The organism is Nonomuraea aridisoli (genome assembly GCF_003236395.1).
GTDB classification, from domain to species: Bacteria; Actinomycetota; Actinomycetes; order Streptosporangiales; family Streptosporangiaceae; genus Nonomuraea; species Nonomuraea aridisoli.
Genome location: NZ_POUD01000137.1, coordinates 1 through 23,024, shown reverse-complemented (window position 1 = coordinate 23,024; position 23,024 = coordinate 1). Strand labels below are relative to the sequence as shown.

29 protein-coding genes and 2 pseudogenes are annotated in these 23,024 nt (G+C 74.3%); 18 read left to right on the top strand and 13 right to left on the bottom strand.

What is annotated here, in order from left to right:
• Both C1J01_RS51430 and C1J01_RS28085 read left to right on the top strand, forming a co-directional pair.
• A pseudogene (locus C1J01_RS51430) lies at window positions 1-298 on the top strand (hypothetical protein); the annotation flags it as partial.
• A gap of 10 nt (window positions 299-308) precedes the next feature.
• Window positions 309-965: a response regulator gene (locus tag C1J01_RS28085; protein WP_111181969.1), complete on the top strand. Its 657-nt coding sequence runs from the start codon at window positions 309-311 to the stop codon at window positions 963-965.
• A gap of 17 nt (window positions 966-982) precedes the next feature.
• Here C1J01_RS28085 and C1J01_RS28080 read toward each other — a convergent pair whose 3' ends face one another.
• Both C1J01_RS28080 and C1J01_RS28075 read right to left on the bottom strand, forming a co-directional pair.
• The gene (locus C1J01_RS28080) at window positions 983-1,735 is read right to left on the bottom strand and encodes an ABC transporter permease (RefSeq protein ID WP_111181968.1); all 753 of its coding nucleotides are present in this window, start codon (window positions 1,733-1,735) and stop codon (window positions 983-985) included.
• The gene (locus tag C1J01_RS28075; RefSeq protein WP_111181967.1) at window positions 1,732-2,616 is read right to left on the bottom strand and encodes an ABC transporter ATP-binding protein; all 885 of its coding nucleotides are present in this window, start codon (window positions 2,614-2,616) and stop codon (window positions 1,732-1,734) included. The genes C1J01_RS28080 and C1J01_RS28075 overlap by 4 nt, the downstream gene beginning before the upstream one ends.
• A gap of 141 nt (window positions 2,617-2,757) precedes the next feature.
• On the opposite strand from C1J01_RS28075, the gene C1J01_RS28070 reads away from it, so the two are divergent.
• Window positions 2,758-4,353: a sensor histidine kinase gene (locus C1J01_RS28070; protein ID WP_111181966.1), complete on the top strand. Its 1,596-nt coding sequence runs from the start codon at window positions 2,758-2,760 to the stop codon at window positions 4,351-4,353.
• A 12-nt stretch (window positions 4,354-4,365) separates the two neighbouring features.
• Here the strand turns inward: C1J01_RS28070 and C1J01_RS28065 are convergent, their stop codons facing one another.
• Window positions 4,366-5,874 (bottom strand): GMC family oxidoreductase, encoded by a 1,509-nt coding sequence (locus tag C1J01_RS28065; RefSeq protein WP_111181965.1) that lies wholly within the window; start codon window positions 5,872-5,874, stop codon window positions 4,366-4,368.
• Between the two features lie 212 nt (window positions 5,875-6,086).
• On the opposite strand from C1J01_RS28065, the gene C1J01_RS28060 reads away from it, so the two are divergent.
• A complete protein-coding gene (locus tag C1J01_RS28060; RefSeq protein ID WP_111181964.1) occupies window positions 6,087-6,920 on the top strand; it encodes a helix-turn-helix transcriptional regulator in 834 nt (277 codons plus the stop codon).
• Window positions 6,913-7,860, top strand: a complete 948-nt coding sequence (locus C1J01_RS28055; RefSeq protein ID WP_111181963.1) for a 2-dehydropantoate 2-reductase — start codon at window positions 6,913-6,915, stop codon at window positions 7,858-7,860. The genes C1J01_RS28060 and C1J01_RS28055 overlap by 8 nt, the downstream gene beginning before the upstream one ends.
• Window positions 7,861-7,867: 7 nt before the next feature.
• Here C1J01_RS28055 and C1J01_RS28050 read toward each other — a convergent pair whose 3' ends face one another.
• Window positions 7,868-8,398 carry a hypothetical protein gene (locus C1J01_RS28050; RefSeq protein ID WP_146615749.1) on the bottom strand — a complete coding sequence of 177 codons (531 nt, stop codon included), beginning with the start codon at window positions 8,396-8,398 and terminating at the stop codon, window positions 7,868-7,870.
• A gap of 59 nt (window positions 8,399-8,457) precedes the next feature.
• Here C1J01_RS28050 and C1J01_RS28045 point away from each other — a divergent pair, with 59 nt between their 5' ends.
• The gene (locus tag C1J01_RS28045) at window positions 8,458-8,895 is read left to right on the top strand and encodes a MarR family winged helix-turn-helix transcriptional regulator (RefSeq protein ID WP_111181961.1); all 438 of its coding nucleotides are present in this window, start codon (window positions 8,458-8,460) and stop codon (window positions 8,893-8,895) included.
• Between the two features lies 1 nt (window position 8,896).
• On the opposite strand, the gene C1J01_RS51425 is transcribed toward C1J01_RS28045, so the two are convergent.
• Together C1J01_RS51425 and C1J01_RS51420 are read right to left on the bottom strand one after the other, a co-directional pair.
• Window positions 8,897-9,166, bottom strand: a complete 270-nt coding sequence (locus tag C1J01_RS51425) for an ArsR/SmtB family transcription factor (RefSeq protein ID WP_220040129.1) — start codon at window positions 9,164-9,166, stop codon at window positions 8,897-8,899.
• Between the two features lie 2 nt (window positions 9,167-9,168).
• Window positions 9,169-9,570 carry a hypothetical protein gene (locus C1J01_RS51420; protein WP_220040128.1) on the bottom strand — a complete coding sequence of 134 codons (402 nt, stop codon included), beginning with the start codon at window positions 9,568-9,570 and terminating at the stop codon, window positions 9,169-9,171.
• Between the two features lie 65 nt (window positions 9,571-9,635).
• On the opposite strand from C1J01_RS51420, the pseudogene C1J01_RS28035 reads away from it, so the two are divergent.
• From C1J01_RS28035 to C1J01_RS28025, 3 genes and pseudogenes are all read left to right on the top strand, one after another.
• Window positions 9,636-10,392, top strand: a pseudogene (locus tag C1J01_RS28035) (SDR family oxidoreductase).
• 115 nt (window positions 10,393-10,507) lie between these two features.
• Window positions 10,508-11,377 carry a helix-turn-helix transcriptional regulator gene (locus tag C1J01_RS28030; protein ID WP_111181960.1) on the top strand — a complete coding sequence of 290 codons (870 nt, stop codon included), beginning with the start codon at window positions 10,508-10,510 and terminating at the stop codon, window positions 11,375-11,377.
• A gap of 136 nt (window positions 11,378-11,513) precedes the next feature.
• Entirely contained in the window at window positions 11,514-12,524 is a 1,011-nt protein-coding gene (locus C1J01_RS28025; protein ID WP_111181959.1) for an alcohol dehydrogenase catalytic domain-containing protein, read from the top strand.
• Between the two features lie 129 nt (window positions 12,525-12,653).
• Here C1J01_RS28025 and C1J01_RS28020 read toward each other — a convergent pair whose 3' ends face one another.
• Complete coding sequence (locus C1J01_RS28020; RefSeq protein WP_111181958.1) at window positions 12,654-13,229, bottom strand: TetR/AcrR family transcriptional regulator; 576 nt, start codon at window positions 13,227-13,229, stop codon at window positions 12,654-12,656.
• Window positions 13,230-13,355: 126 nt separating this feature from the next.
• Here C1J01_RS28020 and C1J01_RS28015 point away from each other — a divergent pair, with 126 nt between their 5' ends.
• Genes C1J01_RS28015 through C1J01_RS28005 form a run of 3 tightly spaced genes read left to right on the top strand, consistent with a single transcriptional unit; the run spans window position 13,356 to window position 15,639 of the window.
• Complete coding sequence (locus C1J01_RS28015; protein ID WP_111181957.1) at window positions 13,356-14,285, top strand: SDR family NAD(P)-dependent oxidoreductase; 930 nt, start codon at window positions 13,356-13,358, stop codon at window positions 14,283-14,285.
• Window positions 14,286-14,305: 20 nt separating this feature from the next.
• The gene (locus tag C1J01_RS28010; RefSeq protein ID WP_220040127.1) at window positions 14,306-14,899 is read left to right on the top strand and encodes a histidine phosphatase family protein; all 594 of its coding nucleotides are present in this window, start codon (window positions 14,306-14,308) and stop codon (window positions 14,897-14,899) included.
• Window positions 14,900-14,919: 20 nt separating this feature from the next.
• Entirely contained in the window at window positions 14,920-15,639 is a 720-nt protein-coding gene (locus tag C1J01_RS28005; protein ID WP_111181971.1) for a DUF2625 family protein, read from the top strand.
• A 6-nt stretch (window positions 15,640-15,645) separates the two neighbouring features.
• Here the strand turns inward: C1J01_RS28005 and C1J01_RS28000 are convergent, their stop codons facing one another.
• From C1J01_RS28000 to C1J01_RS27990, 3 genes are all read right to left on the bottom strand, one after another.
• Window positions 15,646-17,019 carry a SulP family inorganic anion transporter gene (locus tag C1J01_RS28000; RefSeq protein ID WP_438943149.1) on the bottom strand — a complete coding sequence of 458 codons (1,374 nt, stop codon included), beginning with the start codon at window positions 17,017-17,019 and terminating at the stop codon, window positions 15,646-15,648.
• Between the two features lie 139 nt (window positions 17,020-17,158).
• On the bottom strand, window positions 17,159-17,506 hold the full coding sequence (locus tag C1J01_RS27995) for an ArsR/SmtB family transcription factor (RefSeq protein ID WP_111181956.1): 348 nt from the start codon (window positions 17,504-17,506) through the stop codon (window positions 17,159-17,161).
• Window positions 17,506-17,703: a hypothetical protein gene (locus C1J01_RS27990; protein ID WP_146615748.1), complete on the bottom strand. Its 198-nt coding sequence runs from the start codon at window positions 17,701-17,703 to the stop codon at window positions 17,506-17,508. Before C1J01_RS27990 ends, C1J01_RS27995 begins: the two co-directional genes overlap by 1 nt.
• Before the next feature lie 163 nt (window positions 17,704-17,866).
• Between C1J01_RS27990 and C1J01_RS27985 the strand changes: the two genes are divergently transcribed.
• Together C1J01_RS27985 and C1J01_RS51415 are read left to right on the top strand one after the other, a co-directional pair.
• Complete coding sequence (locus C1J01_RS27985; RefSeq protein ID WP_220040126.1) at window positions 17,867-18,388, top strand: class I SAM-dependent methyltransferase; 522 nt, start codon at window positions 17,867-17,869, stop codon at window positions 18,386-18,388.
• Window positions 18,352-18,525 (top strand): hypothetical protein, encoded by a 174-nt coding sequence (locus tag C1J01_RS51415; protein ID WP_220040125.1) that lies wholly within the window; start codon window positions 18,352-18,354, stop codon window positions 18,523-18,525. Before C1J01_RS27985 ends, C1J01_RS51415 begins: the two co-directional genes overlap by 37 nt.
• Here C1J01_RS51415 and C1J01_RS27980 read toward each other — a convergent pair.
• A complete protein-coding gene (locus C1J01_RS27980) occupies window positions 18,522-18,884 on the bottom strand; it encodes an ArsR/SmtB family transcription factor (RefSeq protein WP_111181970.1) in 363 nt (120 codons plus the stop codon). The genes C1J01_RS51415 and C1J01_RS27980 overlap by 4 nt on opposite strands.
• A gap of 78 nt (window positions 18,885-18,962) precedes the next feature.
• Here C1J01_RS27980 and C1J01_RS27975 point away from each other — a divergent pair, with 78 nt between their 5' ends.
• Window positions 18,963-19,913, top strand: coding sequence for an MFS transporter (locus C1J01_RS27975; protein ID WP_181448999.1), 951 nt, complete (start codon window positions 18,963-18,965; stop codon window positions 19,911-19,913).
• A gap of 9 nt (window positions 19,914-19,922) precedes the next feature.
• Window positions 19,923-20,423 (top strand): hypothetical protein, encoded by a 501-nt coding sequence (locus C1J01_RS27970; protein ID WP_111181954.1) that lies wholly within the window; start codon window positions 19,923-19,925, stop codon window positions 20,421-20,423.
• On the opposite strand, the gene C1J01_RS27965 is transcribed toward C1J01_RS27970, so the two are convergent.
• A complete protein-coding gene (locus tag C1J01_RS27965) occupies window positions 20,402-20,959 on the bottom strand; it encodes a dihydrofolate reductase family protein (RefSeq protein ID WP_111181953.1) in 558 nt (185 codons plus the stop codon). The genes C1J01_RS27970 and C1J01_RS27965 overlap by 22 nt on opposite strands.
• Window positions 20,960-21,099: 140 nt before the next feature.
• Between C1J01_RS27965 and C1J01_RS27960 the strand changes: the two genes are divergently transcribed.
• Together C1J01_RS27960 and C1J01_RS27955 are read left to right on the top strand one after the other, a co-directional pair.
• The gene (locus C1J01_RS27960; protein WP_111181952.1) at window positions 21,100-21,699 is read left to right on the top strand and encodes a TetR/AcrR family transcriptional regulator; all 600 of its coding nucleotides are present in this window, start codon (window positions 21,100-21,102) and stop codon (window positions 21,697-21,699) included.
• Window positions 21,700-21,901: 202 nt separating this feature from the next.
• Window positions 21,902-22,144: a sigma factor-like helix-turn-helix DNA-binding protein gene (locus C1J01_RS27955; protein WP_111181951.1), complete on the top strand. Its 243-nt coding sequence runs from the start codon at window positions 21,902-21,904 to the stop codon at window positions 22,142-22,144.
• On the opposite strand, the gene C1J01_RS50160 is transcribed toward C1J01_RS27955, so the two are convergent.
• Window positions 22,113-23,024, bottom strand: a 912-nt coding sequence (locus C1J01_RS50160; protein ID WP_220040124.1) for a site-specific integrase, incomplete at its 5' end; no start/stop codon positions are given. The two genes, C1J01_RS27955 and C1J01_RS50160, sit on opposite strands and share 32 nt — an antisense overlap.

The following is a 23,024-nucleotide window of genomic DNA, read 5'->3' as shown; positions in this document are numbered from 1 at the left end:
CACGGGCACCCCCAGAGCCCGCCCCCCACGCCCCCGACCACCATCCGGCGCCACCGGCTCCGCGCCTGACACCGGCTCCCGGCCATCGTCCGGCGCCACCGGCTCCGCGCCTGACACCGGCTCCCGGTCATCCGGCACCACCGGCTCTCGGAACACGGCCGCCGGTCCCCCGCCGCCGGACCGGACCGCGCGTGCGGCGCGGGCCGCCCGCGTCGAGGGTGCGCGGTCGCCGGCGGTCGAGCAGGTCCGCGCACTGGCGCGGCCCTCCCCGGCGCCCGCCGACCGTCCCGAGGAGTAGCGTCTGGGGCGTGATCAGAGTGCTGCTCGCCGACGACGAGGCGATGGTGCGGGCTGGCGTGCGGGCCATTCTCGCCGCCGCCCCCGACATCGAGGTGGTGGCCGAGGCCGGTGACGGGCGGCAGGCGCTGGAGCTGGCCCGCGCGCACCGGCCCGACGTGGTGCTGCTGGACATCCGCATGCCGGTGTTCGACGGTCTCGCCGCCGCGGAGGAGCTGCGCCGGGCGGCGCCGGACGTCGCGGTCGTGATGCTGACGACGTTCTCCGAGGACGAGTACATCAGCAGGGCCCTCGGCAGCGGCGTGAGCGGTTTCCTGCTCAAGTCCGGCGATCCGTACGAGCTGATGGCCGGCATCAGGGCCGCGCACGGCGGCGCCGCCTTCCTGTCGCCGCAGATCGCCCACCGGCTCATCCAGGAGGTGAGCGGCGGCCGGATGAGCTCCCAGGCGGCGGCGAAGGAGCGCATCGCGGTGCTCAGCCCGCGCGAGCGGGAGGTGCTGGCGCTGGTCGGCGCGGGGCTGTCCAACGCGGAGATCGGCGAGCGGCTGTTCCTGGTGGAGGGCACGGTCAAGGCGTACGTGAGCCACCTGCTGAGCCGCCTGAACGTGCGCAACCGCGTCCAGGCGGCCGTGCTGGCGTACGAGGCCGGGATCGTCTCCCGCGAGTGACGCGCCGGTGACGGCGGTCAGGCGTCGCGGGCGCGCAGTGCCCACGTCGCCGCGGCCAGCGCGGCGGCGGCCCACGCGGCGAGCACCAGGCCGGCGACCGGATCTCCCGCGACGAGACGCTGCCCGGCGGGCCCCGGCGTGTATCCGGCGACGGCGGTGAGGAACGCGGCGCCCGACCAGGCGGCCAGTCCCTGCAGCAGCAGAGGCAGCACCATCACCAGCCCGAACACCACCGTGATGGTCCCGGCCGACCGGCGGATCAGCGTGCCGAGCCCGAGCGCCAGCAGGGCGACCAGCGCCAGCCGCGCCGCGATGGCGAGGATCCGCCCGGCGACCCGTCCGGTCTCGAAGTCCCAGAGGTCGTGCAACATCGGCGCGCTCACCGCGACGCCGAGCGCGGCGACCAGCAGCCCGGCCGCGAACGACGCCGCGCCCACCACGGCCGCCTTGGCCAGCAGCAGCCGGCTCCTGGACGGCGTGCAGGCCAGCGTGACGACGATGGTGCGGGTGGCGTACTCGCCGGTGACGGCCAGCATGCCGAGCGCGGCGAAGATGTAGAGCACCCATTCGGCACCGGCGACGGTCGTCGTGACGGCTTCCGCCGATCCCGGGCCGGCGTCCTGCTGCCGCAGGTACCTGCCCGTGCTGTCGGCCTCCAGCGCCGCGACCAGCATCATCGTCGTGACCGCGCCGCCCGCGCACCACCAGGTGGAGCGGACGGAGCGGAGCTTGAGCCACTCGGCCGCGGCGGCGCGGGGCAGGGCGTTCATCGGCGGGCTCCGTACTCGGTGGCGGTCTCGGTCAGCCGCAGGTAGGACTCCTCCAGCGAGGGCCCGACGGGACGCAGCTCGTAGACCGGCAGCCCCAGCTCGTACGCGAGGCGGCCGACCTCCTCGGGGGTGGCGCCGACGACGGTCAGCTCGTCCGGGCCGCTCCAGCCGGCCTGCGGCAGGGCGTCGGCGAGCGGTCGCAGGCGTGGCCCCCGCACCAGCACGCCGCCGGCGGCGACCAGGCGTTCCATCGGCTCGTCGGCGATCAGCCGGCCCCGGCCGAGCACGACGAGCCGGTCGGCGGTGCGTTCCATCTCGCTCATGAGGTGGGAGGAGACGAACACCGTGCGGCCCTCGGCGGCGAGCGACCTGAGCAGGGTGCGGATCCAGCGCACGCCGTCCGGGTCGAGGCCGTTGACCGGCTCGTCCAGCATGAGCACCGCGGGGTCGCCGAGCAGCGCCCCCGCGATGCCGAGCCGCTGACTCATGCCGAGCGAGTACGTCCCCGCCCGGCGGCGGGCGGCCTCGGTCATCCCGGTCAGCGCGAGCACCTCCTCGACCCGCTGGTCCGGGACGCCCTGGCTGCGTGCCATGGCCCGCAGGTGGTCGCGTCCGCTGCGGGCGGGGTGCACGGCCTTGGCGTCGAGCAGGGCGCCGATGGTCCGCAGGGGGCGGTCGAGGTCGGCGTAGCGGCGTCCGCCGATCAGGGCGGCGCCGGAGGTGGGGGCGTCCAGACCGAGGATGAGGCGCATGGTGGTGGACTTGCCGGCGCCGTTCGGACCGAGGAAGCCGGTGACCGTTCCCGGGGTGAGGTCGAGGGTGAGGTCGTCCACGGCGGTCGTGGCGCCGTAGCGTTTGGTCAGTCCGCGCAGGCTGATCATCTGGCTCCTTGGGGTGGTTCCGCGTTTCGCGGCACCGACGGTAGGAGGCGGGACCGGACGGCGACCGTGCACGATCGGCAGCGGGTGTTACCGACTTTCGTCAGGTGTCGTGGTGTGCGGCGGCGCGTACCGTGGGGCGCCATGAGGCGTGTCAAGCGGTTGGCGGAGAGCGAGCGGGGCGCCGACCTGCTGTCGTGGCTCGTGATCAGCGTGCCGGTGTTCATCGCGGACGAGCCGTTCGGGCCGGGGCGGGCGGCTCCCCTGGCGGCGCGGGCCGTCGCGGCGCTGCTGCTGGCGTCGGCGGTGGCGGCCGGGCGCCGGCATCCGGTGGTGGCGGCGGCCGTGCCGGCGGCCATGGGGCTCGCGGCGACGGCCGAGCTGTACACCACCGGGTTCACGATCGCGCAGGTGCTGCTGGCGTTCCTGCTGGGCCGGCGGGCCCCCGCGCTGCGCACGGGGCTGCTGTTCTTCGGCGGGGTGTGCCTGGCGGGGCTGGCGCTGGTGACGTTCACGCCCGGCGTGCGGCTGTCGGAGTGGCTGTCGATGCTCGCCACCGCACTGCTGACGATCATGCTGCCGTGGCTGACCGGCCGGTACGCGCGGCAGCACGACGAGATCGTCCGCGCCGGGTGGGAGCTGGCCGAGCGGCTGGAGCGGGAGCAGCACCTGGCCGGTGAGCGGGCACGGCTGCTGGAGCGCTCCAGGATCGCCGGCGACATGCACGACTCGCTGGGGCACGAGCTGAGCCTGATCGCGCTGCGCGCCGCCGCGCTGCAGGTGGACCCGCGGCTCGACCCCCCGGCCCGGCAGGCGGCCGGCGAGCTGCGCGCCGCCGCGGCCCGCGCCACCGAGCGGCTGCGGGAGGTCATCGGGGTGCTGCGGGAGGGCGGCGAGCCCGCGCCGGTGCTGCCGTCGGACGACCCGGTGGCGGCGCTCGTCGACCGGGCCGCCGCCGCCGGGATGGCGGTGACGCTGGAGGGCGAGCTGGACTCGCTGCCGCCGATGGCCGACCGCGCGGTCTACCGGGTGGTGCAGGAGGCCCTGACGAACGCCGCCAAACACGCACCCGGCGCCTCGGTCACCGTGCGCCTGGGCATGGACCGCGACGCCGGCGAAGCGGTGGTCACGGTGACCAACACGGCACCCCCGCACGGCCCGCCACCCCGCGCGGGATCAGCCGGCCACGGCCTGATCGGCCTCGACGAACGCGTCCGCCTGGCAGGCGGCCACCTCCGCGCCGGCCCCGCCCATGCCGGCCTGGCGGACGGCGGGTTCGTGGTCGGTGCGCGGTTGCCGCTGGTTCCCGGGGCGGCGGCCGGGCCGGTGGGGGCGCCGCCTGACGCGCGGCGGGAGCTCGCGCTGGCCCGTCGTAAGGTGCGGCGCAGTGTCATCGACGCGATCTGGATGCCGGTCGCCGCGGCCACTGCCCTGCTGGCCCTGACGTTCGGCTTCGACGTGTACGCCGCGCGACGCTCGGTGCTGCCGGCCGGGGTGTACGCGCAGATGCGCGTCGGCGAGAGCCTGCCGGCGGTCGAGCCCCGGCTGCCGGCGTACCAGGCGGAGCGCGACCGGCGGCCTGACGGTTCGCCGCAGGACCCGCCGGGCACCGACGAGTGCCGCTTCTACCGGACGACGGCGCGCTCCCTCTGGCCGGTGTACCGGCTGTGCTTCACCGACGGCCGGCTCACGCACAAGGACGAGGTGCGCTGGCAGGACCGGCGGAGGCTCAGCGGTTGATCGTGAGGCGCGTCAGGCGGTGATGAGGGCGGCGGCGCGTTCGGCGATCGCGATGACGGTCGCGTTCGGGTTCGCCGCGACGATCGACGGCATTACCGAGGCGTCCACCACGCGCAGGCCGTCGATGCCGTGGACGCGCAGTTCGGTGTCCACGACGCCGAGCGGGTCGTCGCCGATGCGGCACGTCCCCACCGGGTGGAAGTACGGCCCCGTCACGCTGCGCACGTACGCCGCGAGCTCGGCGTCGTCCTGGACGGCGGCGCCCGGCAGCTCCTCCTTGCCCCGCCATCCGGCCAGCGCCTCCGTCTCGCCGACCTCCCGCGCCATCCGCAGCCCGGTCACCATCGTCTCGACGTCCCGCTCGTCACGGAGGAAGCCGGGGTCGATCAGCGGGGCGGCGGCCGGGTCGGCCCCGGCGAGACGGACGCTGCCCCTGCTGTGCGGCCGCATGAGGCTGAACCCGATCGTGTACCCGTGTTCCGGCCCGATCAGTGTCGGCGGGTGGTACATGATGTCCAGGAAGATCAGCTGGAGGTCGGGGGACGCCAGGCCGGGGCGGGTGCGCACCATGGCGATGAGGTCGCTGTGCTGGTTGGCCGTCGGCGGGACGGGCCTGGTCGCGGAGTACGTGATCCCGGCCAGCGGGTGGTCCTGCAGGTTGGCGCCCACCCCCGGCAGGTCGGCCAGGACGCCGAGACCGTGCTCGCGCAGGTGCGCGGCGGGACCGATGCCGGAGAGCATGAGCAGCTGCGCCGAGCCGATCGAGCCGGCGCTGAGGATGACCTCGCGCTCGGCCCGCGCGCTGCGCGGATCGCCGTTGACCGAGTACTCGATCCCGGTGCACCGGCCGCCCCGCACGACCACCCGGTGGACCAGCGCGCTGGAGATCACGGTGAGGTTCGGCCGGGTGAGGGCCGGGCGCAGGTAACCGTCGGCGACGGAGAAGCGCCGCCCGTCGACGATGTTCGTCTCCAGCCAGGCCACGCCCTCCTGGTGCTCGCCGTTCAGGTCGGGCGAGGTGGGGTGGCCGGCCTCGGCGGCGGCCTCGAGGTAGACGTACGCGAGGGGGTGGCCGTTCCTGGGCGGCGCCACCGGCATCGGCCCGTCGGTGCCGCGGTGGCGCGGGTCGCGCCCGGCCGCCCGCTCGGAGCGCTTGAAGTACGGCAGCAGATCGTCGTACCCCCAGCCGGTCGCGCCTCCCGCCGCCCACGCGTCGTAGCCGGCGCGGTGACCGCGCAGGAACGCCATGGCGTTGATGCTGCTGCTTCCCCCGAACACCTTGCCCCTCGGATAGGGGTGGACGACCTGGGCCGTGCCGGGCTGCGGCACGGTGACGAACCCCCAGTCGGCCGAGCTGCCGATCAGCGAGGGCCAGGCGGGCGGGACGGCCATCGACGCCGGGCCGTCCGGCGTGCCCGCCTCCACGAGCAGAACCCTGGTCTCCGGGTCTTGCGACAGCCGTGCGGCGACCACACAGCCGGCGCTCCCCGCCCCCACCACCACGTAATCGTAGGAATGCATCTCTCTCCGCTCTCAAGTCCCCCGGACGCCGGCTCCCGGACGAACCCCCGCGGGGCACGGCGGGCAGCCGGGCGACGGGTGCCCTGTGCACCCGGACCTTCACCCAAACAGAGCGATCGACGTCTTCGGAGGGCGAGGATGCGCCCGTCGTTCATAGGACTCGCAGGACTACCCTTTGGGACGAACGGGGACGACAAGGCAGGTGAAATAGAGTGAAAGCAGTCACGCTGGGGGAATTCCTGCGCACTCGGCGCGCGTCGGTTGTGCCCGACGGGGAAGGTGTCCCGGCCGCCCGGCGGAGGGTGCCGGGGCTTCGCCGCGAAGAGGTGGCACAGCGGGTGGGAATGAGCGTCGACTACTACACACGGCTCGAACAGGGGCGGAAGATCGCGCCGTCGGAGAGCGTGCTGAACGCGCTGGCCGACGTGCTGCAGCTGGATCCGCCGGCCAGGGAGCACATGTGGGACCTGGCGTGGGGGCGCTCGGGTTCGGCGCGGCAGAGCGGTTCGGGGGCCCAGCACGTGCGCCCGGGGATGCTGCGCCTCATGGAGTCGTTCGGGACGGTGCCCGCCGTGCTCACGGGCCGGCGGATGGACGTCCTGGCGGCCAACCGCACCGCGCGCGTGCTGCTCACCGACTTCTACGCGCTGCCGGCACGCGAGCGGAACGCGGTGCGGTGGGCGCTGCTGTCGGAGGAGGCGCGCCGCACCCACGAGGACTGGGAGACCACCGTCACGGGGCTGGTGGGGATGTTGCGCATGGACGTCGGCCGGCATCCGGACGACCCGCGCACGGCCGAGCTCCTGCGCGAGCTAAGCGAGAAGAGCGCGATCTTCACCCGCATCTGGGAGAACTGCCACGTGGCCACGAGCGTGGTCCGGGAGCGCAAGGCGATCCGGCACCCGGTCGCCGGCCGCATCTGCCTGGAGGTGGAGGTGGTGACCTCCCCCGAGGACCGGGACCAGTTCCTGCACGTGCTCTTCCCGGCCGCCGATCCCGCCTCCCAGGAGGCCATGCGCCGGTTGGAGGAGCTGGCCGATGGCTGAGCAGGTGGTGCGCCGGGACGTGCGGCGAACCCGGGAGGGCGGTGACACGGCGGGACCCGAGATCGCGGTCATCGGAGCGGGGGCGATCGGCGTCGTCGTCGCGGCGGCCGCCGCCGAGACCGGCGGCCACGTGCAGCTGTGCGTACGGACCCGGCCCGAGCAGGTGGTCGTGGAGCGCGACGGCGAGCTGCACCGGCCGCCGCTCGACGTGGTCGGCGAGCCGGGCGCGGCCAGGCCCGCCGACTGGGTGCTCGTGGCCACGAAGGCCCAGGACACCCCGGGCGCGGCGGCCTGGCTGCGCGCCCTCACCGGCCCGGACACCGTCGTGGTCGTCCTGCAGAACGGCGTCGACCAGCGCGAACGGCTGGCGCCGCTGCTGCCGCCGGGCACCCCGGTGCTGCCCGCACTGGTCTACGTCAACGCGGAGACGATCGCGCGCGGCCACGTGCTGCACCGCGAGAAGAACCTCGTGGAGCTGCCGCCGGAACCGGACGCCGAACGGTTCGCCGCGTTGATGGCCGGCTCGGCGCTGTCGGTGCGCACGGTGGCCGACTTCACCACCGCGGCCTGGCGCAAGCTGCTCGTCAACGTGGGCGCCAACCCGGTCACCGCGCTGACCCTGCGCAGGATCGGCGTGCTGCGCGAGCCGGAGGTCCGCGCGCTCGTCGAGGGCCTGCTCACGGAGACCGCGGCGGTGGGGGCGGCGGCCGGAGCGGCGTTGTCCGGCGACGACGTGGCGTGGGCGATGGCGTTCTATGACAGCCTGTCCCCCGACGCCGGGACGTCCATGTTGTACGACCGCGTCGCGGGACGGACGACCGAACACGAGGTGATCACGGGTGCGGTCGTCAGCCTCGGCTCCGCGCACGGCGTTCCGACGCCGCTCAACCAGACGCTTCTCACCCTGCTGCGCGCCCTGGAGATCAACCGGGCGAGCTGAGCGCCGTTCAGCGGGCGCCGGCTGGCTCCGGGGCGGCCAGCATCATCCGGCGGGCGACGCCGGCCATCCAGACGAAGGTGAAGGCGATCACGGTCGGGTTCTTGATCGCGACCACGACCGCGGTCACCCACTCGCGCGCGCCCTCCGGGGCCAGCGTCTGGATGGCCAGGTTGGGGACGAGGTCGAAGAGCGCGAAGGCGGTGCCGAGCACGGCGAACTGGATCAGGAAGTCGCCGCGCCGGTGGTCGACGAACCACGCGACGCGCCGCCACCGCTCGCCGAGCCCGGCGACCTCGGGGTCGCGGACGAACGCGAGACGGCAGATCAGGAAGATCAGCAGGACGCGGACGGCCCCGGTGAGCAGCTCCCCCGCGACGCCGGCCGCCGCGGGCAGGTCGTCTCCCCAGGCCACCGCGACGAACCGCTGCACGGTGGGGATCATGGACAGCCCGACGATCATGCCGGCATGCCGTCCGTGGAAACGCAGCCCCCAGCGCGCCGCCTCGCGGCTGAGGAGTAAGCCGGTACGTAGACTCATGCGACACAGACTACTTCAATACAATGAAATATACATTTGATCGAAATATCGGAGGGCTGATGGACGGTGCGGAGCTGGGCTGGGAGCTGAGCACGGCGGTGGTGCTCTTCCACGAGGCGGTCGCGCGGCGGCTCGGCCTCAACGCCGCCGACCACAAGGCCCTGGGCATCATCACCAGGAACGGCCCGCTGCCCGCCGGGGCGCTGGCGGCGGAGCTGCGGCTGGGCGCGAGCGCGATCACCGCGCTGGTCGACCGCCTGGAGCGCGCGGGTTACGTACGCCGCGTGACCGACCCAGGCGACCGCCGCCGCGTGCTGGTGTGCGCCGACACCAGCGGGGCCCCCGACCTGGGCGCCATCTTCGCCGACCTCGGCCGCGAGATGAGCGCCCTGATGACGAAGTACGACGAGCGGGAGCTCGCCGCGATCGGCGACTACGTCGTCAACACGATCGCCGTGCTCAAGGCCCAGACCGCGCGCCTGTCCGAGAGCGAGTGAGTCATGGGCGCGGGGCGGCCAGTTCGTCGCCGAGGGGGCTGCGGCGGTAGAGCACCTGGCGGCCGTCGCGGGCGCGGGTGACCAGGCCGGCCGCGTACAGGACGCGCAGGTGCTGGGAGACGGCGCTCGGGGTGACGCGCACCCGGCGGGCCAGCTCCACCGTGGGCAGCGGCTCGTCCAGCAGCCGCAGCAGCCGGGCCCTGGGCGCGCCGAGCAGCGCGGTCAGCGCGGACGGGGCGGCGGCGGGGGCCGCCTCCCAGAGCGTGGCCACGCTCAAAGGCGCGCCAGCGCGTCGCAGACGTCGTCGCGGAGCCTGGCGGCCGCGGCGTCGTCCTCCGGGAGCGGCTCGGCCACGAGTGCCGCCTCGAGGTCGTGGCGGACGACGTGCGGGGGTGTCCGCCGGACGATCGCGAGCTCCTCGTCGAAGGACGGCGCGAAGACGGCGGGCCGGGGCGTGAGGAAGTCGGGCAGCGCGAGCTTCTCCCCCACCACGGACACCAGCAGGGCGGCGTCGGCCGGATCGAGCCGGGCGAGCGCCGACCTGCGCCACGGCAGGTGCAGCGCGTGCAGGCCGGGGTCGCGCAGCACCCGCAGACTGAAGATCGTCTCGTTGAGCGGCGAGATCGCGAACCTGGTGTCAGCGAGGTCCTCCACGCTGAGCTCGAAGCTGATCATTAAGCCGAAGGCTACATCCATTGGCGGCCGGCCGGCGCCGCGATGAACTGCTCCGCGTGACGGACATGACCTCTGCACCACGGATCGCGATCGTGACCGGAGCGGCCCACGGCATCGGCGCCGCGGTGGCCGCGCGGCCGGCCCGCGACGGACTGCCGGTCGGCCTGCTCGACGTGGACGGCCCCGCCTGCGCCGCCGCCGCGCGGGCCATCGGGGACGCCGGCGGCACGGCGCCGGCGGTGACCGCCGACGTGGCGGACGAGGCCGCCGTGACCGCCGCCGTCGCCCGGGTCGCGGCGGAGCTGGGGCCGCCGACGGTGCTGGTCAACAACGCGGGGGTCGGTCCCGTGCCGAGCTCGTCAAGATGACCACCGGGCAGTGGGACGAGGTGCTCGGGATCAATCTGCGCGGGCCGTTCCTGGTCACGCGGGCCGTCGTCCCGTACATGATCGAGGCCGGGTGGGGGCGGATCGTCAGCATGTCGAGCATCTCCGCGACCGGCGACGCGGCCCGCGTGACTACGGCAGCGCCAAGGCGGGGCTGACCGGCTTCACCAAGTCCCTCGCCCTCCAGCTCGGCCGGCACGGCAGCACCGCCAACGCCGTCGCGCCGGGCATCGTGGTGAGCGACATGACCAGGGCCTCGGCCAGGAGGTTCGGCATCGGCTTCGAGGAGTTCCCGCAGCAGGCGGCGCGGACCATCGCGGTCGGCCGGGTCGGGCAGCCGGAGGACGTCGCGCACGCCGTCTCGTTCCTGGCCGGCCCGGGCGCGGGATTCGTCTCCGGCCAGGTGTTGTACGTCGCCGGCGGCCCGGTGGACTGACCCGGGCGGACGATCTCCGCACCTCCGCGGGCATGACTACAGTGGAGCCCCGTGGAAAGCAGAGAGACGGGGACGACAGGGACGACAGGGACGACGGGGGACGACGGGGGACACGGTGGATCTCGCTGAACTGGGGGCCTTCTTGAAGTCGCGCCGAGGCCGGCTTCGCCCCGACGACGTCGGCCTGCCGCCAGGGACCAGGCGGCGGGTCCCCGGCCTGCGCCGCGACGAGGTGGCGCGGCTCGCCAGCATCTCCGTCGACTACTACTCCGAGCTGGAGCAGGGGCGCGGGCAGAACCCGTCCGACCCTGTCCTGCACGCGCTGGCCCGCACGCTGCGGCTCGACGGCGACGAGACGGACCACCTGTTCTACCTGGCGGGGCGGACGCCGCCGTTCGGCTCGGAGCCGCTGCAGATGCAGGCGGCGCTGCGCCAGCTCATGGAGCGGCTCGACGACACCCCCGCCATGGTGATCACCGACATGCACCAGGTCGTGGTGCAGAACCACGCCGCGCAGGTGCTGGTCGGGCCGCAGTCGGGGCTGACCGGGATCGAGTCCAGCTTCATCTACCACTGGTTCACCGACCCCGACACCCGCGTGCTCTATCCTCCGGACGAGCACGACTACCATTCCCGGCTGCTCGTCTCCGACCTGCGGGCCGTGGTGGCCAGGCGCGGGCCCTCCGACCGCGTCAGCGGTGACCTGATCCGTCACCTGCTGCGCGCCAGCCCCGAGTTCTCCGAGTTGTGGCAGGCGCGTGAGGTGAAGGTCCGTCACGAGGAGGACAAGCGGATCGTCAATCCCGTCCTCGGCGTCATCCACGTCGTCTGCAACAACATCACCACGGTCGACGCCGCCCAGCGGCTGCTCTGGTTCGTCCCCGACGACCCGGCGATCGTCCCGCGGCTGCGGGAGCTCGATCCGGCGGAGGTGTGGCGGCACACCCGGGGGCCCGCGTTCGGCAGGGTCGCTAGCTGGGGTTGACGACCCATGGTTGATCGTCTCCGCGACGGCACGGGTGCGGCACGCTGGATGAGGCGGATCGCGGGGCATCACCCCTGACATCCCTGAATACATGACCGGAGGCTCTCCGATCAGCTTTGGCCGAGGAGGAATCGATATGCGCGCAGCACTCGCCACCGCGGTGGACGCCCCGCTGACCCTGACCGAACGGGACGTCCCGGAGCCGGGCCCCGGCGAGGTCGTGGTGAAGGTGAAGGCCTGCGGTGTCTGTTTCACCGACCTCAACCTGATCCGGGGGCATTTCCCGTTCGCGCGGTTCCCGGTGGTCCCCGGCCATGAGATCACCGGTACGGTGGCCGCGGTCGGCGGCGGCGTGTCCGGCCTGGCCGTGGGCGACCTGGTGGGGGGCCAGTTCCTGTACGACTCGTGCGGGCACTGCGACTACTGCGTCCGCGGCGACCAGATCCTCTGCCCGTCCAAGCGCATCACCGGCATCGTCAAGGACGGCGGCTACGCCGAGTACGCGCTGCTCAAGGGTGCTTTCGTGACGCCGCTGCCGGCCGGGCTCGACCCGGTGGCCGCTGCGCCGCTGATGTGCGCGGGGCTGACCGCGTTCAACGGCCTGCGCAGGGCGGGGGCCACGCCGAGCTCGCGGGTGGCGGTCGTCGGGGCCGGCGGCGTCGGCGCGCTCGCCGTCCGGTACGCGCTCGCGATGGGCGCGCGTGTGGCGGTGGTCGGCCGGTCCTCGCGCGGCGAGGCGAGTGCCAAGGAGCTCGGCGCCGAGCTGTACATCGCCAGTGCCGAGACCGACGCCGCCGCGGCGCTCAAGGCCTGGGGCGGCGGCGCGGACGTCATCCTGAACGCCGCGCCGTCCAACGCGGCGGCCGCGTCCGTGCTCGGCGGGCTCGCCCCTGACGGGACGCTCGTGCTCTGCGGCTACGACAACACGCCGCTGACCCTGCAGGCCCAGCCGATGGTGCTCAACCGGCTGCACGTGATGGCCTCGCCGTCGGGCTCGCCGCACGACACCCGCGACACGCTGGCCTTCTCCGCGCAGCACGGCATCCTCCCGCCGGTAACGCCGATCACCCTGGACGAGGCCCCCGCGGCGCTCGACGCCATGGCGAGCGGCGCCGGCGGCGGCCGCCGGGTCATCACCTTCGACTGACCCAGCGCGCTGGCGGCGAGACCTCCGTGAAGGTCGTCGGCCCGCCCTGACGGGACTCCCGTCAGGGCGGGCCTTCCGCTTTCCCGCCCGGCGACCGGGACTCGTGGATCACCGTCCCGCCGCCGCCTCTCAAGCGGGCCGGTAGCGGAGGCCGTCGATCAGCAGGCCGACGAGCCGCCGCGCCTGCTCCCGCCGCTCCGGCGCACCGGCCGCGAGGGCGATGCCGCTCAGGCTGATGAGCACGTCGTGCGCGTCGGCGTCGGCGCGGATCTCGCCGGCCTCCTGCGCCGCGGCCAGCAGCCGGCCGACGGCCTCGTCGAGGAGCGTGCGGCTCTGCGCGTACGGGTCGCCGCCCGAGGCGATCACCGCCCGCAGCGCGTCCGCCATGCCGATCTTGGTGGTCATGTAGTCGAGGAACCGGTCCATCCACACCCGCATGGCCTCCAGCGGCGGATGAGCCTCCAGCACGCCGGTGACCGCGTCGCACACGGCGGTCAGCTCGTTGCGGTAGGCCGCCTCGATCAGCGCCTCACGCGTCGGGAAGTGCCGGTAGAGCGTGCCGATCCCGACCCCGGCCTCCTTCGCGACGAGGTTGACGCTCGCCTCGGGACCGTGCTCGGAGAAGGCCCGTACGGCTGCCGCCAGCACGCGCTCGCGGTTCCTCTGCGCGTCGGCCCGCCGGGCGCGCGGAGGGGTGTCGGACATGCACGGTCTCCTTCTCTGCTTGCAAGCGGAGCATGCTCCGGATAGTCTGGCGACATATCCGGAGCTTGCTCCGCTTTATCTTACCGTGCCGCGTGTCCGGGCACGGTTCCAGCAGAGGATCGCATCATGTCCCTTGTCACCACTCCTTTCGGCCCGAAATCGACCACCGACGAGGTTCTCGACGGGGTGGACCTGTCCGGCAGGCGTGTCGTCGTCACGGGGGCCGCCTCCGGCATCGGCGCCGAGACGGCCCGCGCGCTCGCCGCCGCCGGCGCGCAGGTGACGCTCGCCGTGCGCAACCTGGAGGCCGGGCGCGAGGTGGCCGCCCGCATCACCGCGGCGACCGGCCGCGCGGACGTCACCGTGGCGCCGCTGGAGCTGACCGATCCGTCCTCGGTGGACGCTTTCACCCGTGCGTGGGAGGGCCCCCTGCACGTCCTGGTCAACAACGCCGGCATCATGGCGCTGCCGGACCTGCGCCGTACCGGCGAGGGGTGGGAGCTGCAGTTCGCGACCAACCACATGGGCCACTTCCGGCTGGCGCTCGGCCTGCACGGCGCGCTGGCCGCCGCCGGGGGTGCGCGGGTGGTGGCCGTGAGCTCCAACGCCCACCGCAGGGCGCCGGTCGTCTTCGACGACCTCCATTTCGAACGCCGCCCGTACGAGGCGTGGGCGGCCTACGCCCAGTCCAAGTCCGCCAACGCGCTCTTCGCCGTCGAGGCGGCCGTGCGCTGGGCGGACGACGGCATCACGGCCAACTCCCTCAACCCCGGAGGCATCCGCACGGGGCTCCAGCGCCATGCGCACCTCACGCCCGAGATGCAGCAGATCTTCGACACCTACGACTGGCGCACACCCGAGCAGGGCGCGGCCACGTCCGTCCTGCTGGCCGCCTCGCCGCTGGTCGAGGGCGTCTCCGGCCGCTACTTCGAGGACTGCGCCGAGGCCGCCGTGGCCGCCGGCCCCGAGGTGCCGACCGGCGTGCAGCCGCACGCGGTCGATCCCGACGCCGCCGCCCGCCTCTGGAAGGTCTCGTCGGAGCTCATGGGGCTCTGACGCCGCCGTAGGGTCGGGTCATGGCTGATCACGTACGGCTGGTGTGCCTGCGCCACGCCGAGGCCGGCAACACCGGCACCCCCGGAGCCCTCCCCCTGGTCCGGCTGACGCCGGCCGGCCGCCGCCAGGCGGCCGGCGTGGCGCGGCTCCTGCACGACGAGGGCGTCACCCGGGTCTACGCCAGCACCGCCGCGCGCTCCAGGGAGACCGCGGACATCATCGCGGGCACGCTCGGCGTGCCGGTCGCCGTCGTGGCGGGGCTGGGCGAGATGGGCCTCGGCCGGCTGGAGGGCTCCGGCGACGCGGCGACCCGGGCACGCACGCTCGCCGTCCTGCGCTCCTGGCTCGTGGACGGCGAGCTGGGCGAGGCGGTCGCCGACGGCGAGGACGGGCACACCGTCGCCGCGCGGGTCGCCACCGCGCTCACCTCGATCGCCAGCGCCCATCCGGGCGAGACCGTCGCCGTCGTGGGCCATGTGGCCAGTCTCACCACCGGCCTGGACGCGCTGTGCGGGCTGGGCCGGCGGGTATGGGGGGCGCCGTTGCCCCACGCGGCGCCGTTCCCCGTGGAGTGGGACGGCCGGACGTGGCGGTGCCCGTCGTGGCCGGCCTGATCGGCTGGGAGGATGTCCCGATGCGAGAGCTCGGTGAACTGATCGACGTGGCGGAGCCGGCCTGGCCGGTGTTACAGGAGGAGTTCGCCAGGACCTCCGTGCCGCTGGAGGTCCTGCCCGGCGACCCCGGCCAGGGCCGCGCCTGCCTGCTGCGGCTGCAGGTGAGTGCCGGCTCGGCGCTCGGCGCGATGGCCCTGCACTGCGGCGGGCTCCTGCTCGACGGCGGGTGGCTGCGGGTGTTCGGCGGCACGACGGCCGGCGCGCTGCCGGGGCTGGCTCGGGTGAACGGCTTCCCCGAGGCGTTCGACCCGGCGTGGCGTCCGCCGGACGGGCTGGTCGTCGCCCACGACGTGCTCGGCGGGGTCTTCGTGCTGAACGGCCCCGACCCGGCGGCGTCGGGGCGTCCCGGCGAGCCCGGCCAGATGGTGTACTTCGCCCCCGACTCCCTGGAGTGGGAGGCCCTGGAGCTGGGCTACGGCACGTGGCTGAGCTGGCTGCTGTCCGGCCGGCTGGAGCTGTTCTACGACGGGCTGCGCTGGCCGGGCTGGCGCGAGGAGGTCTCCGCCCTGGCCCTCGACCAGGGCGTCGCGTTCTATCCCTTCCTGTGGTCGCAGGAGGCCCAGGCCGACCTGGCGGGCGCCACCCGCAGCCCGGTCCCGATGCGGGAGCTGATCGCGCTCAACGCCGGCTTCCGCGACCGGTTCGGGCTGCCGGGCCCGGGGTTCCTCGGCGAGGTGTGAGGCCGCTCAGGGCTCCCCGGCCGGCAGCCGGCCGGTGTGGTGCAGCCGCTCGCGGGCGGCGGCGATCGCCTCCGGGGTGGTGGCGAACACCTTGCCGGCCGCGTCCAGGCGGGCGATCACGCCGAGTGCCTGCAGCGGCTGGTGGTGGCCGTCGCGGATGCCGGAGACGTACACGGTGATGCCGCGCCGCTGCAGGCGGTCGATGGCGTCGCCGAGCACCAGCGCCCCGCTGGCGTCGATGGTGGTCACGCGCGACATGCGCAGGATGACCACGGCGACGTCGGCGACCTCCGACAGCTCCAGCAGGAAGCGGTGGGCGGCGGCGAAGAACAGCGGCCCGTCCAGCCGGTAGGCGACGATGTGCTCGGCGAGCAGCTCGTGCTCGGCCTCGGTGTGGTCCTCCGGCAGGTCGGGGCGGAGCGGCACGGTGTCCAGCCGGACGTTGCGCGCGATGGCCCGCAACGCGAGCGCCCCGGCGGCGATCAGCCCGAGGATGACGGCCTGGACCAGGTCGAGCGCCAGGGTCGCGACGGCGGTGAGCATCAGCACCACGGCGTCGCCCCGGGTGGAGCGCACCATGGCCTTGACCGAGCCGACCTCGACCATCCGGATCGCGGTCGCGAGCAGCACGCCGGCGAGCGCGGCCAGCGGGATCCGCGCGACCAGGCCCGCGGCGGTGAACACGATCACGGCCAGGATCGCCGCGTGCGCCAGCGCGGCAAGGGCGGCGACCGCGACGGCCGGGGCCAGCAGCGAGCCGAGGGCGGAGACGTCCAGGAAGGCCAGGGACGGCGCGGGCAGGCCGGCGGGCAGCTCGCCGATCCTGGCCGCGTCCAGGCCGGTCAGCTCCGCGGCCAGGGTGGCGGCGACGACGGCGATCAGCGAGAACGGCACGGTGGGCCGCCACCGGGCGCCGGCCAGCATGAGCACGGCCACGCCGGCCGCGATGGCCACGGCCGGCCACTGCGGCTCGGCCAGGAAGTCGAGCACGGCCTGCCAGGCCACCGCGACGACCTGGTCGCCCTCCGGAGTGGGCACGCCGAGCGCGGCCGGGACCTGCTGCAGGCCGATCACGCAGGCGATGCCGAGGGTGAACCCCTCGACCACGGGCGCCGGGACGAGCGCCATGTACCGCCCGGCGCGGGCCAGCGCCAGGCCGATCAGCATCACCCCGGCCAGCAGCCCGACCGTCAGGACGCCGGAGGGGCCGTGCTCGTGCACGATCGGCACCAGCACCACGGTCATCGCCCCGGTCGGGCCGGACACCTGCAGGCCCGAGCCGCCGAACACGGCGGCGAGCGCCCCGGCCACCACGGCGGTGGCCAGGCCCGCCTCGGCGCCCAGGCCGGAGGAGATGCCGAAGCCGAGCGCCAGCGGCAACGCGACGATCGCGACGAGTGCCGTCGAGCAGTGAGCCCGGCCAGCAGGTCGCGGCGCGGGCGGCGGCCCATGGCGGCCAGGTCGGCGTGGGCGGGCAGCACGGAGCGCAGACGGGCCAGGCCCGCCGTCATGAGGGCGCTCACCTGACGCCGGTGTCCAGCTTCTCGGCCAGCAGCTCGCTCAGCAGTTCGTTCTGCCCGGACAGTTTCTGGGTCAGCAGGTCGCGCGCGGCCCGCAGCAGCTCGGCGACGCCGCCGCCGGCCAGCGCGTACACGACGGTGGAGCCCTCGCGCTGGGCGGTCACCATGCCGGAGCGGCGCAGGACGGCGAGGTGCTGGGACAGGCCGGTGGCCTCCACCTCGATCTCCGCCAGCAGCTCGCGCACCTGCATGGGACGGACCTGCAGCAGCTCCAGCACGCGGATGCGGACAGGGTGGCCGAGCAGCCGGAACAATTCGGCCTTGGCCTCGTAGAGCGGGACGGACATCACGCGCTCTGGTCGTCCTTGCCGCCCGTGATGTCGTCGAGGTTCACGCCATGGGCGCGGGCGAGGCGCTGGACCTCGTCCCAGTCGTCCGCGGCCAGGAGCGTGGCGTGAGCGTCGTCGTCCCGGCGGGCCTCTCCCAGCGCCTGCCAGACCGACCGGGCCCGCTCGCGGATCGCGGCCGCCACTGCAGTGGTCATGTCACCCCTTGCATTGGCTTTATCCATGCAATTACGAAATTTCGCAATTACGATACCGCCCTTGGCAATAGCCCTGCCGTCCGGGGGGTTCCGCAAGACCTGGCCGTGACCACCGCCGCCAAAACCGTTTGCCCGCCGTGCCCGCGGTTCAGCAGGATCGAGCATGGGAGTGACACGGGAGCTGCTCGCCTACTACGAGCAGGACAGAGAGCACGACCGGCTGCGCCAGGGTCGCGGCCGGCTGGAGTTCTGGCGCACGCAGGACGTGCTGCGCCGCAGGTTGCCCCCGCCGCCGGCCCGCGTGCTCGACGTCGGCGGCGGCACCGGCGTGCACGCCGAGCAGCTGAGCGCCGACGGCTACGACGTGGAGCTGCTGGACCCCGTACCGCTGCATGTGGAGCGGGCGTCGGCGCTGGCCGGAGTGCGGGCCCGGCCCGGCGACGCGCGGTCGCTGCCGGTGACCGACGCGAGCGTGGACGCGGTGCTCCTGCTGGGGCCGCTCTACCACCTGGCCGAGCGGGCCGACCGGGTGCGGGCCCTGGCGGAGGCGCGGCGCGGATCATGTTCTCTCCGGGGCGCGGCTTCACCGCCTACTTCCACCATCCCGAGGAGGTGCCGGGCGAGTTCGCCGACGCCGGGCTCCCCGAGGTGGCGCAGTACGGGCTGGAGGGGGCCTTCTGGCTGATGGGCGACATCGGCGACTGGCTGGACGACCCCGAACGCCGGGCGCTCCTGCTGGACGCGCAGCGGTCCGTCGAATCGGTGCCCTCGCTGCTCGGCGTCAGCGGCCACCTGCTGACGGTGACACACCGCCCTCGCTAACGGCCGTCCCCGGCGAGCCAGCCGGCGATCACCTCGCGTCCCTGCGGGATCGCGAGGTCGAGCAGGCCGGGGAAGCGGGCATCGAGGTCGTCGCGGCGCAGCCGGTTCAGCCGCCGCGTCCCCTCGTCGCGCTGGCGGATGACGCCGGCCTCGCGCAGGACCTTGAAGTGGCCGCTCTGGGTGGACTTGCTGACCGGCAGCGCGAACGTCGTGCACGCCAGCTCGCCGTCGGGTTCGACGTCCGCGAGCCGCGCGACGACGGCCAGCCGGATCGGGTCGCCGAGAGCGGCCAGCACGGCGGTGAACCGCAGCTGGTCGCGGCCGGGATGGACGAGCTCTGTCGCGGTTCGGCTGGCCATGCCGCCCAGCATACCTCCCATGTTCGCATCCTCCGAACATGTGTTATGTTCGGTAACCTCGAACATGGGAGGGAACGCATGACGCCTCGCGCGAGCCGATGGCGCTTCTGGGGGACCGCGAGCACGGAGTGGCGGTTCGCCGCCCGGATGTTGCAGGGTCTCGCGCTCGGCGCGGCCTCGGGTCCGTCGACCGCGGCGCTGACAGGAGCTCGAACCCACCGGCGACCGGCACAAGGCGGCGCTGGTGTCCACGATGGCCTCGGCGGGCGGTCTCGGCGGGCGGTCTCGGCGGGCGGTCTCGGCCTTGGCCCCGTGCTGGCCGGGCTGCTCGCCGAATACGCCCCGGCACGGGACGTCCTGCCGTTCGCGGTGGAGATCGCGCTGCTGGTGCCGGCGGCCGGCGTGATCGCGGCGTTCCCGGCGTCGCGGCCCGGGGCCGGCGGGCGCCCCCGCCGTCCCGCGCTCCCCGCCGCGGCGCGCACGGTGTTCGCCGCCGGCGGGACGTCCGCCTTCCTCGCGTTCGCCGTGACGGGGCTGTTCCTCAGCCTCGCGCCGACCTGTGTCGCCACGTTGTCGGGCAGCGCGAACCTGCTGCTCGGCGGCGCCTCGGTCGCGCTCATGCTGCTCAGCTCGGCCCTGGCCCAGCTCGCCGGCCACGGCAGACCGGCCCGGGCCCTGGAACTGCTCGGCCTGCCCCTGCTGGCGACCGGGCTCGTCGGGCTGGCCCTCGCCGGCGGCCTGTCCTCCCTGGCCCTGCTGCTCGCCGCGACCGTGATCGCGGGCGTCGGCCACGGCCTGGCGTTGCTCGGCGGTCTCACCGCGGTCCACCTGGCCGCGCCGGCCGACCGCCGCGCGGGGGTGCTCTCCGGCTTCTACGTGATCGTCTGCCTCGGGGTCGGCGCGCCGGTCATCGGCGTCGGCCTCCTCGCCACCGTGACCGGGCCGCTCGGCGCCGTCCAGTCGTTCGCCTGCGCGGTGGCCGTGCTCTGCCTGATGGCCCTGTTCATCCGCACCCGCGTACGCGCCTGAGGAGAGACCATGGACACGACCGCCCTCCGCACCGCCTATGACGACCTGCTCGCCGCGGCCGAAGCGATCGGCGCCACCACCCCGCTCACCGCGGACGCGAGGTCCGCCGTCGACTGGACGCTGAGCCACGTCGCGCTGAGCGACCGCCTGCTCACCGCCGCGGCACGCGACGTGCTGTCCGGCCGTCCGGTCACGGTGGACAACCGCGACGCGATGGACGAGGCCGCCATCGCCTCCCTGATCGGCTCGACCACCCACGCCCAACGCGTGGACCTGGTACGCCGCCACGCGGCGCGCCTCAGCGCCCTGGTCGAGGAGATGCCCGGCGAGGCCGCCGCCACGCCCGCGCGGATCCGTCTGGTGGGCCGCGACGGCCGGGCGCACCCTGACCAGCGGATCACGTGGGGCGAGCTGATCCGGCTCCGCGCCGAGGAGCACGTCCCCGGGCACGCGGCCCGGCTCAGGGCGCTCGCCGCCGCAGCCGCGGTTCAGGAGCGCTCGGGCTCGTAGTGCAGGGCGGTGATCCCGCAGTCGAACGGGCGGGCGGCGACCAGGCGGAAGCGGTGCGTGCCGTCGGGGAAGACCGGCAGGCCGCCGCCGATGGAGACCGGGTTGACGAAGAGGTGCAGCTCGTCGATCAGGCCCCGGGCGATGAGGGCGGAGGCGAGGGTCGCGCCGCCGTACGTGATGAGGTCGCCGCCGGGGCCGCTCTTGAGCCGTTCGACGGTCTCGGTCAGGTCGCCGCCCTCGACGACGGCGTTCTTCCAGGGGGACTCGGTCAGGCTGCGGGAGATCACGACCTTGGGGGTGCCGTTCATCCAGTCGATCGACTTCTGGTCCTCGCCCTCCGGGCCTGACTCCCACGCCGGGATGAACCCCTCGGCGAGCCTGCGTCCGAGCACGATGGTGTCCACCGATTCCGTCAGGGCGTCGACGTGGGCGTTCATGTCGCCGGTCCACGGCATCGTCAGCCAGTCCATCCGGCCGTCCGGGCCGCCCATGTAACCGTCGATGGTGGTCTGGACCTGGAGCTTCAGCTTGCGCATAGGAGTCGTTCCCTTCAGGTGGTGCCGGTGCCTCATGTGCCTTCAGCTTCGCCGAACCCTCTTACGGCGCCCTTACGGTTTCCTTCCCGTCCGCCGGGTGCAGCCGGTGCAGCGATGCAGCTGCTGTAGCATGTGGCGCCGTGGCAGAGGAGCCGGGGCGCCGGGAACGCAAGAAGCAGCGCACGCGTGAGGCGCTCGTCGCCGAGGCGATGCGGCTGTTCGAACAGCACGGCTACGACCAGACCACCGTGGCCGAGATCGCCGAGGCGGCCGACGTGTCCACCCGCACGTTCTTCCTGCACTTCGCCACCAAGGAGGACGTGCTGCTGGCCCACACGCGGGTGCGGGTCGACCTCGGCATCGACGTGATCGCCGGCCGCGGCCCCGGCGAGAGCCCCGCCGACGTGCTGGGCCGGGCGATCGAGGAGATGATCGTCAACACCTGGAACACCGACCTGGCCGGCGGGCTGGCGGGGTTGCGGGCCGGCCTGCTCACCTCGACGCCGGCCGTCCAGGCCCGGCTGCTGCAACGCTTCCTCGCCGCCCACGCCGACCTCACCGAGGCGCTGCTGCGGGCGTACCCGGACGAACTCGACGCGATCGAGGCCGCCACCCTGGTCGGCGCGGTGGTGGGCGCGGTCGGCGCCGCCGCCCTGACGAGCCTGCGCCGCGGCGACCCGCCCGAGCAGGTCCGCGACGCCATGAGCCGGGCCACCGCCCTCGCCGTCCGCCCCCGCTGACCGCCCCCGCACGGCGGGTGATCCCCAGGAGACTGCAACCTTTCGCCCGCTCGGCGGCGTTGGGCACGGGCGAGAGGAGATCCCCACATTGGATCGTCACGACCGCTTCCTGCTGCAGACCGTCCTGGCCAAGGTCGAGGCCGCGCTCGACCGGATCGTGTTACGCCAGGCGCCGGCCAGGCTCGGGCCCCGGTAGCGCGCCGTGATCGTGCTGCGCTTCTGGGAGGACCTCACCGAGGCGCAGACCGCCGACGTGCTCGGCTGCTCGGTCGGCACCGTCAAGAGCCAGACCCCACCACGCGCTCGCCCGCCTGCGCATGATCGCCCCCGAACTGGCGCAGCTCGTGGACGACCCTGTGGAGGTGGCCGGGCCCGTCTGACCCTACGGGCCGGCGCCGTCACACCGCCCGGATTCAGGGAGAGGGGTCGCGCAGCAGGTCGGTGACCGTCCGGGCGCGCATCACGCCCGGATGCAGCACCTCGGCGCGGGCGCGGGGCATGCCGCCCGCCAGGGCGGCCTCGACGAGCGCCGCCGCCACCCACCGCGTGTCGGCGGGACCGCCGTCCTCGGGGCCGATGAGCGGCTCCCCCGGCGCGCGGGCGCCGGACAACTCCCGCAGCAGGGGCCGGACCGGCTCGGGGACGGGGAAGGCGACGAGATCCCCGTGGCCGTCGTGCACGGTGACGATGGCGGGCCCGTCGTCGGCCAGGCCCCGCAGGTCCTGCACGGTCAGGTCGGCCAGCGCCGCCACCGGGGCGCCGGTCGCCTCCAGCAGCGCCACGGCCACGGCCTCGCAGGCGCGCCCGCCGGCGGCCAGCCGGGACACGCCCCGGCGCAGCAGCCGCCGGTCGTCGCGGGTGAGCGGCCGCGGCTCCCCCGCCGGGTGGACGGCGTGGGAGACGGCGCCGGTCCGCCAGGCGTAGGCGTAGAAGGACGACAACACGGCGCGCTTGCGGTTGACCGTCGTGCCGGACAGCGGCCTGCCGGGCCTGCGCACGCCCACGGTCAGCGTGCCGGTCAGGGCGGCGTCGCAGTAGGCGTCCAGGTGGGCGCCGGTGGCCGCGAGCGGGTCGAGGGCCGGCTCGCTCGCGCGCAGCCAGCGCAGGAACGCGGCCAGCACCTGCAGGCGGGCCTGCCGCGCGGCGGCCGACGGCCGGTCGAGCAGCCAGGCCCGCACGACCCGCCCGGCCTCGGGGGTGAGGCCGTCGATCAGGTCGACGTCGGCGCCGGACACCTCGCCCCCGTCGCCGGGACGCCTGCGCGGCCGCAGCCCGGCGATCTCCCCTACGCTCGCCGGGGCTGGGGAGGCCGTGTCGTCCGGGCG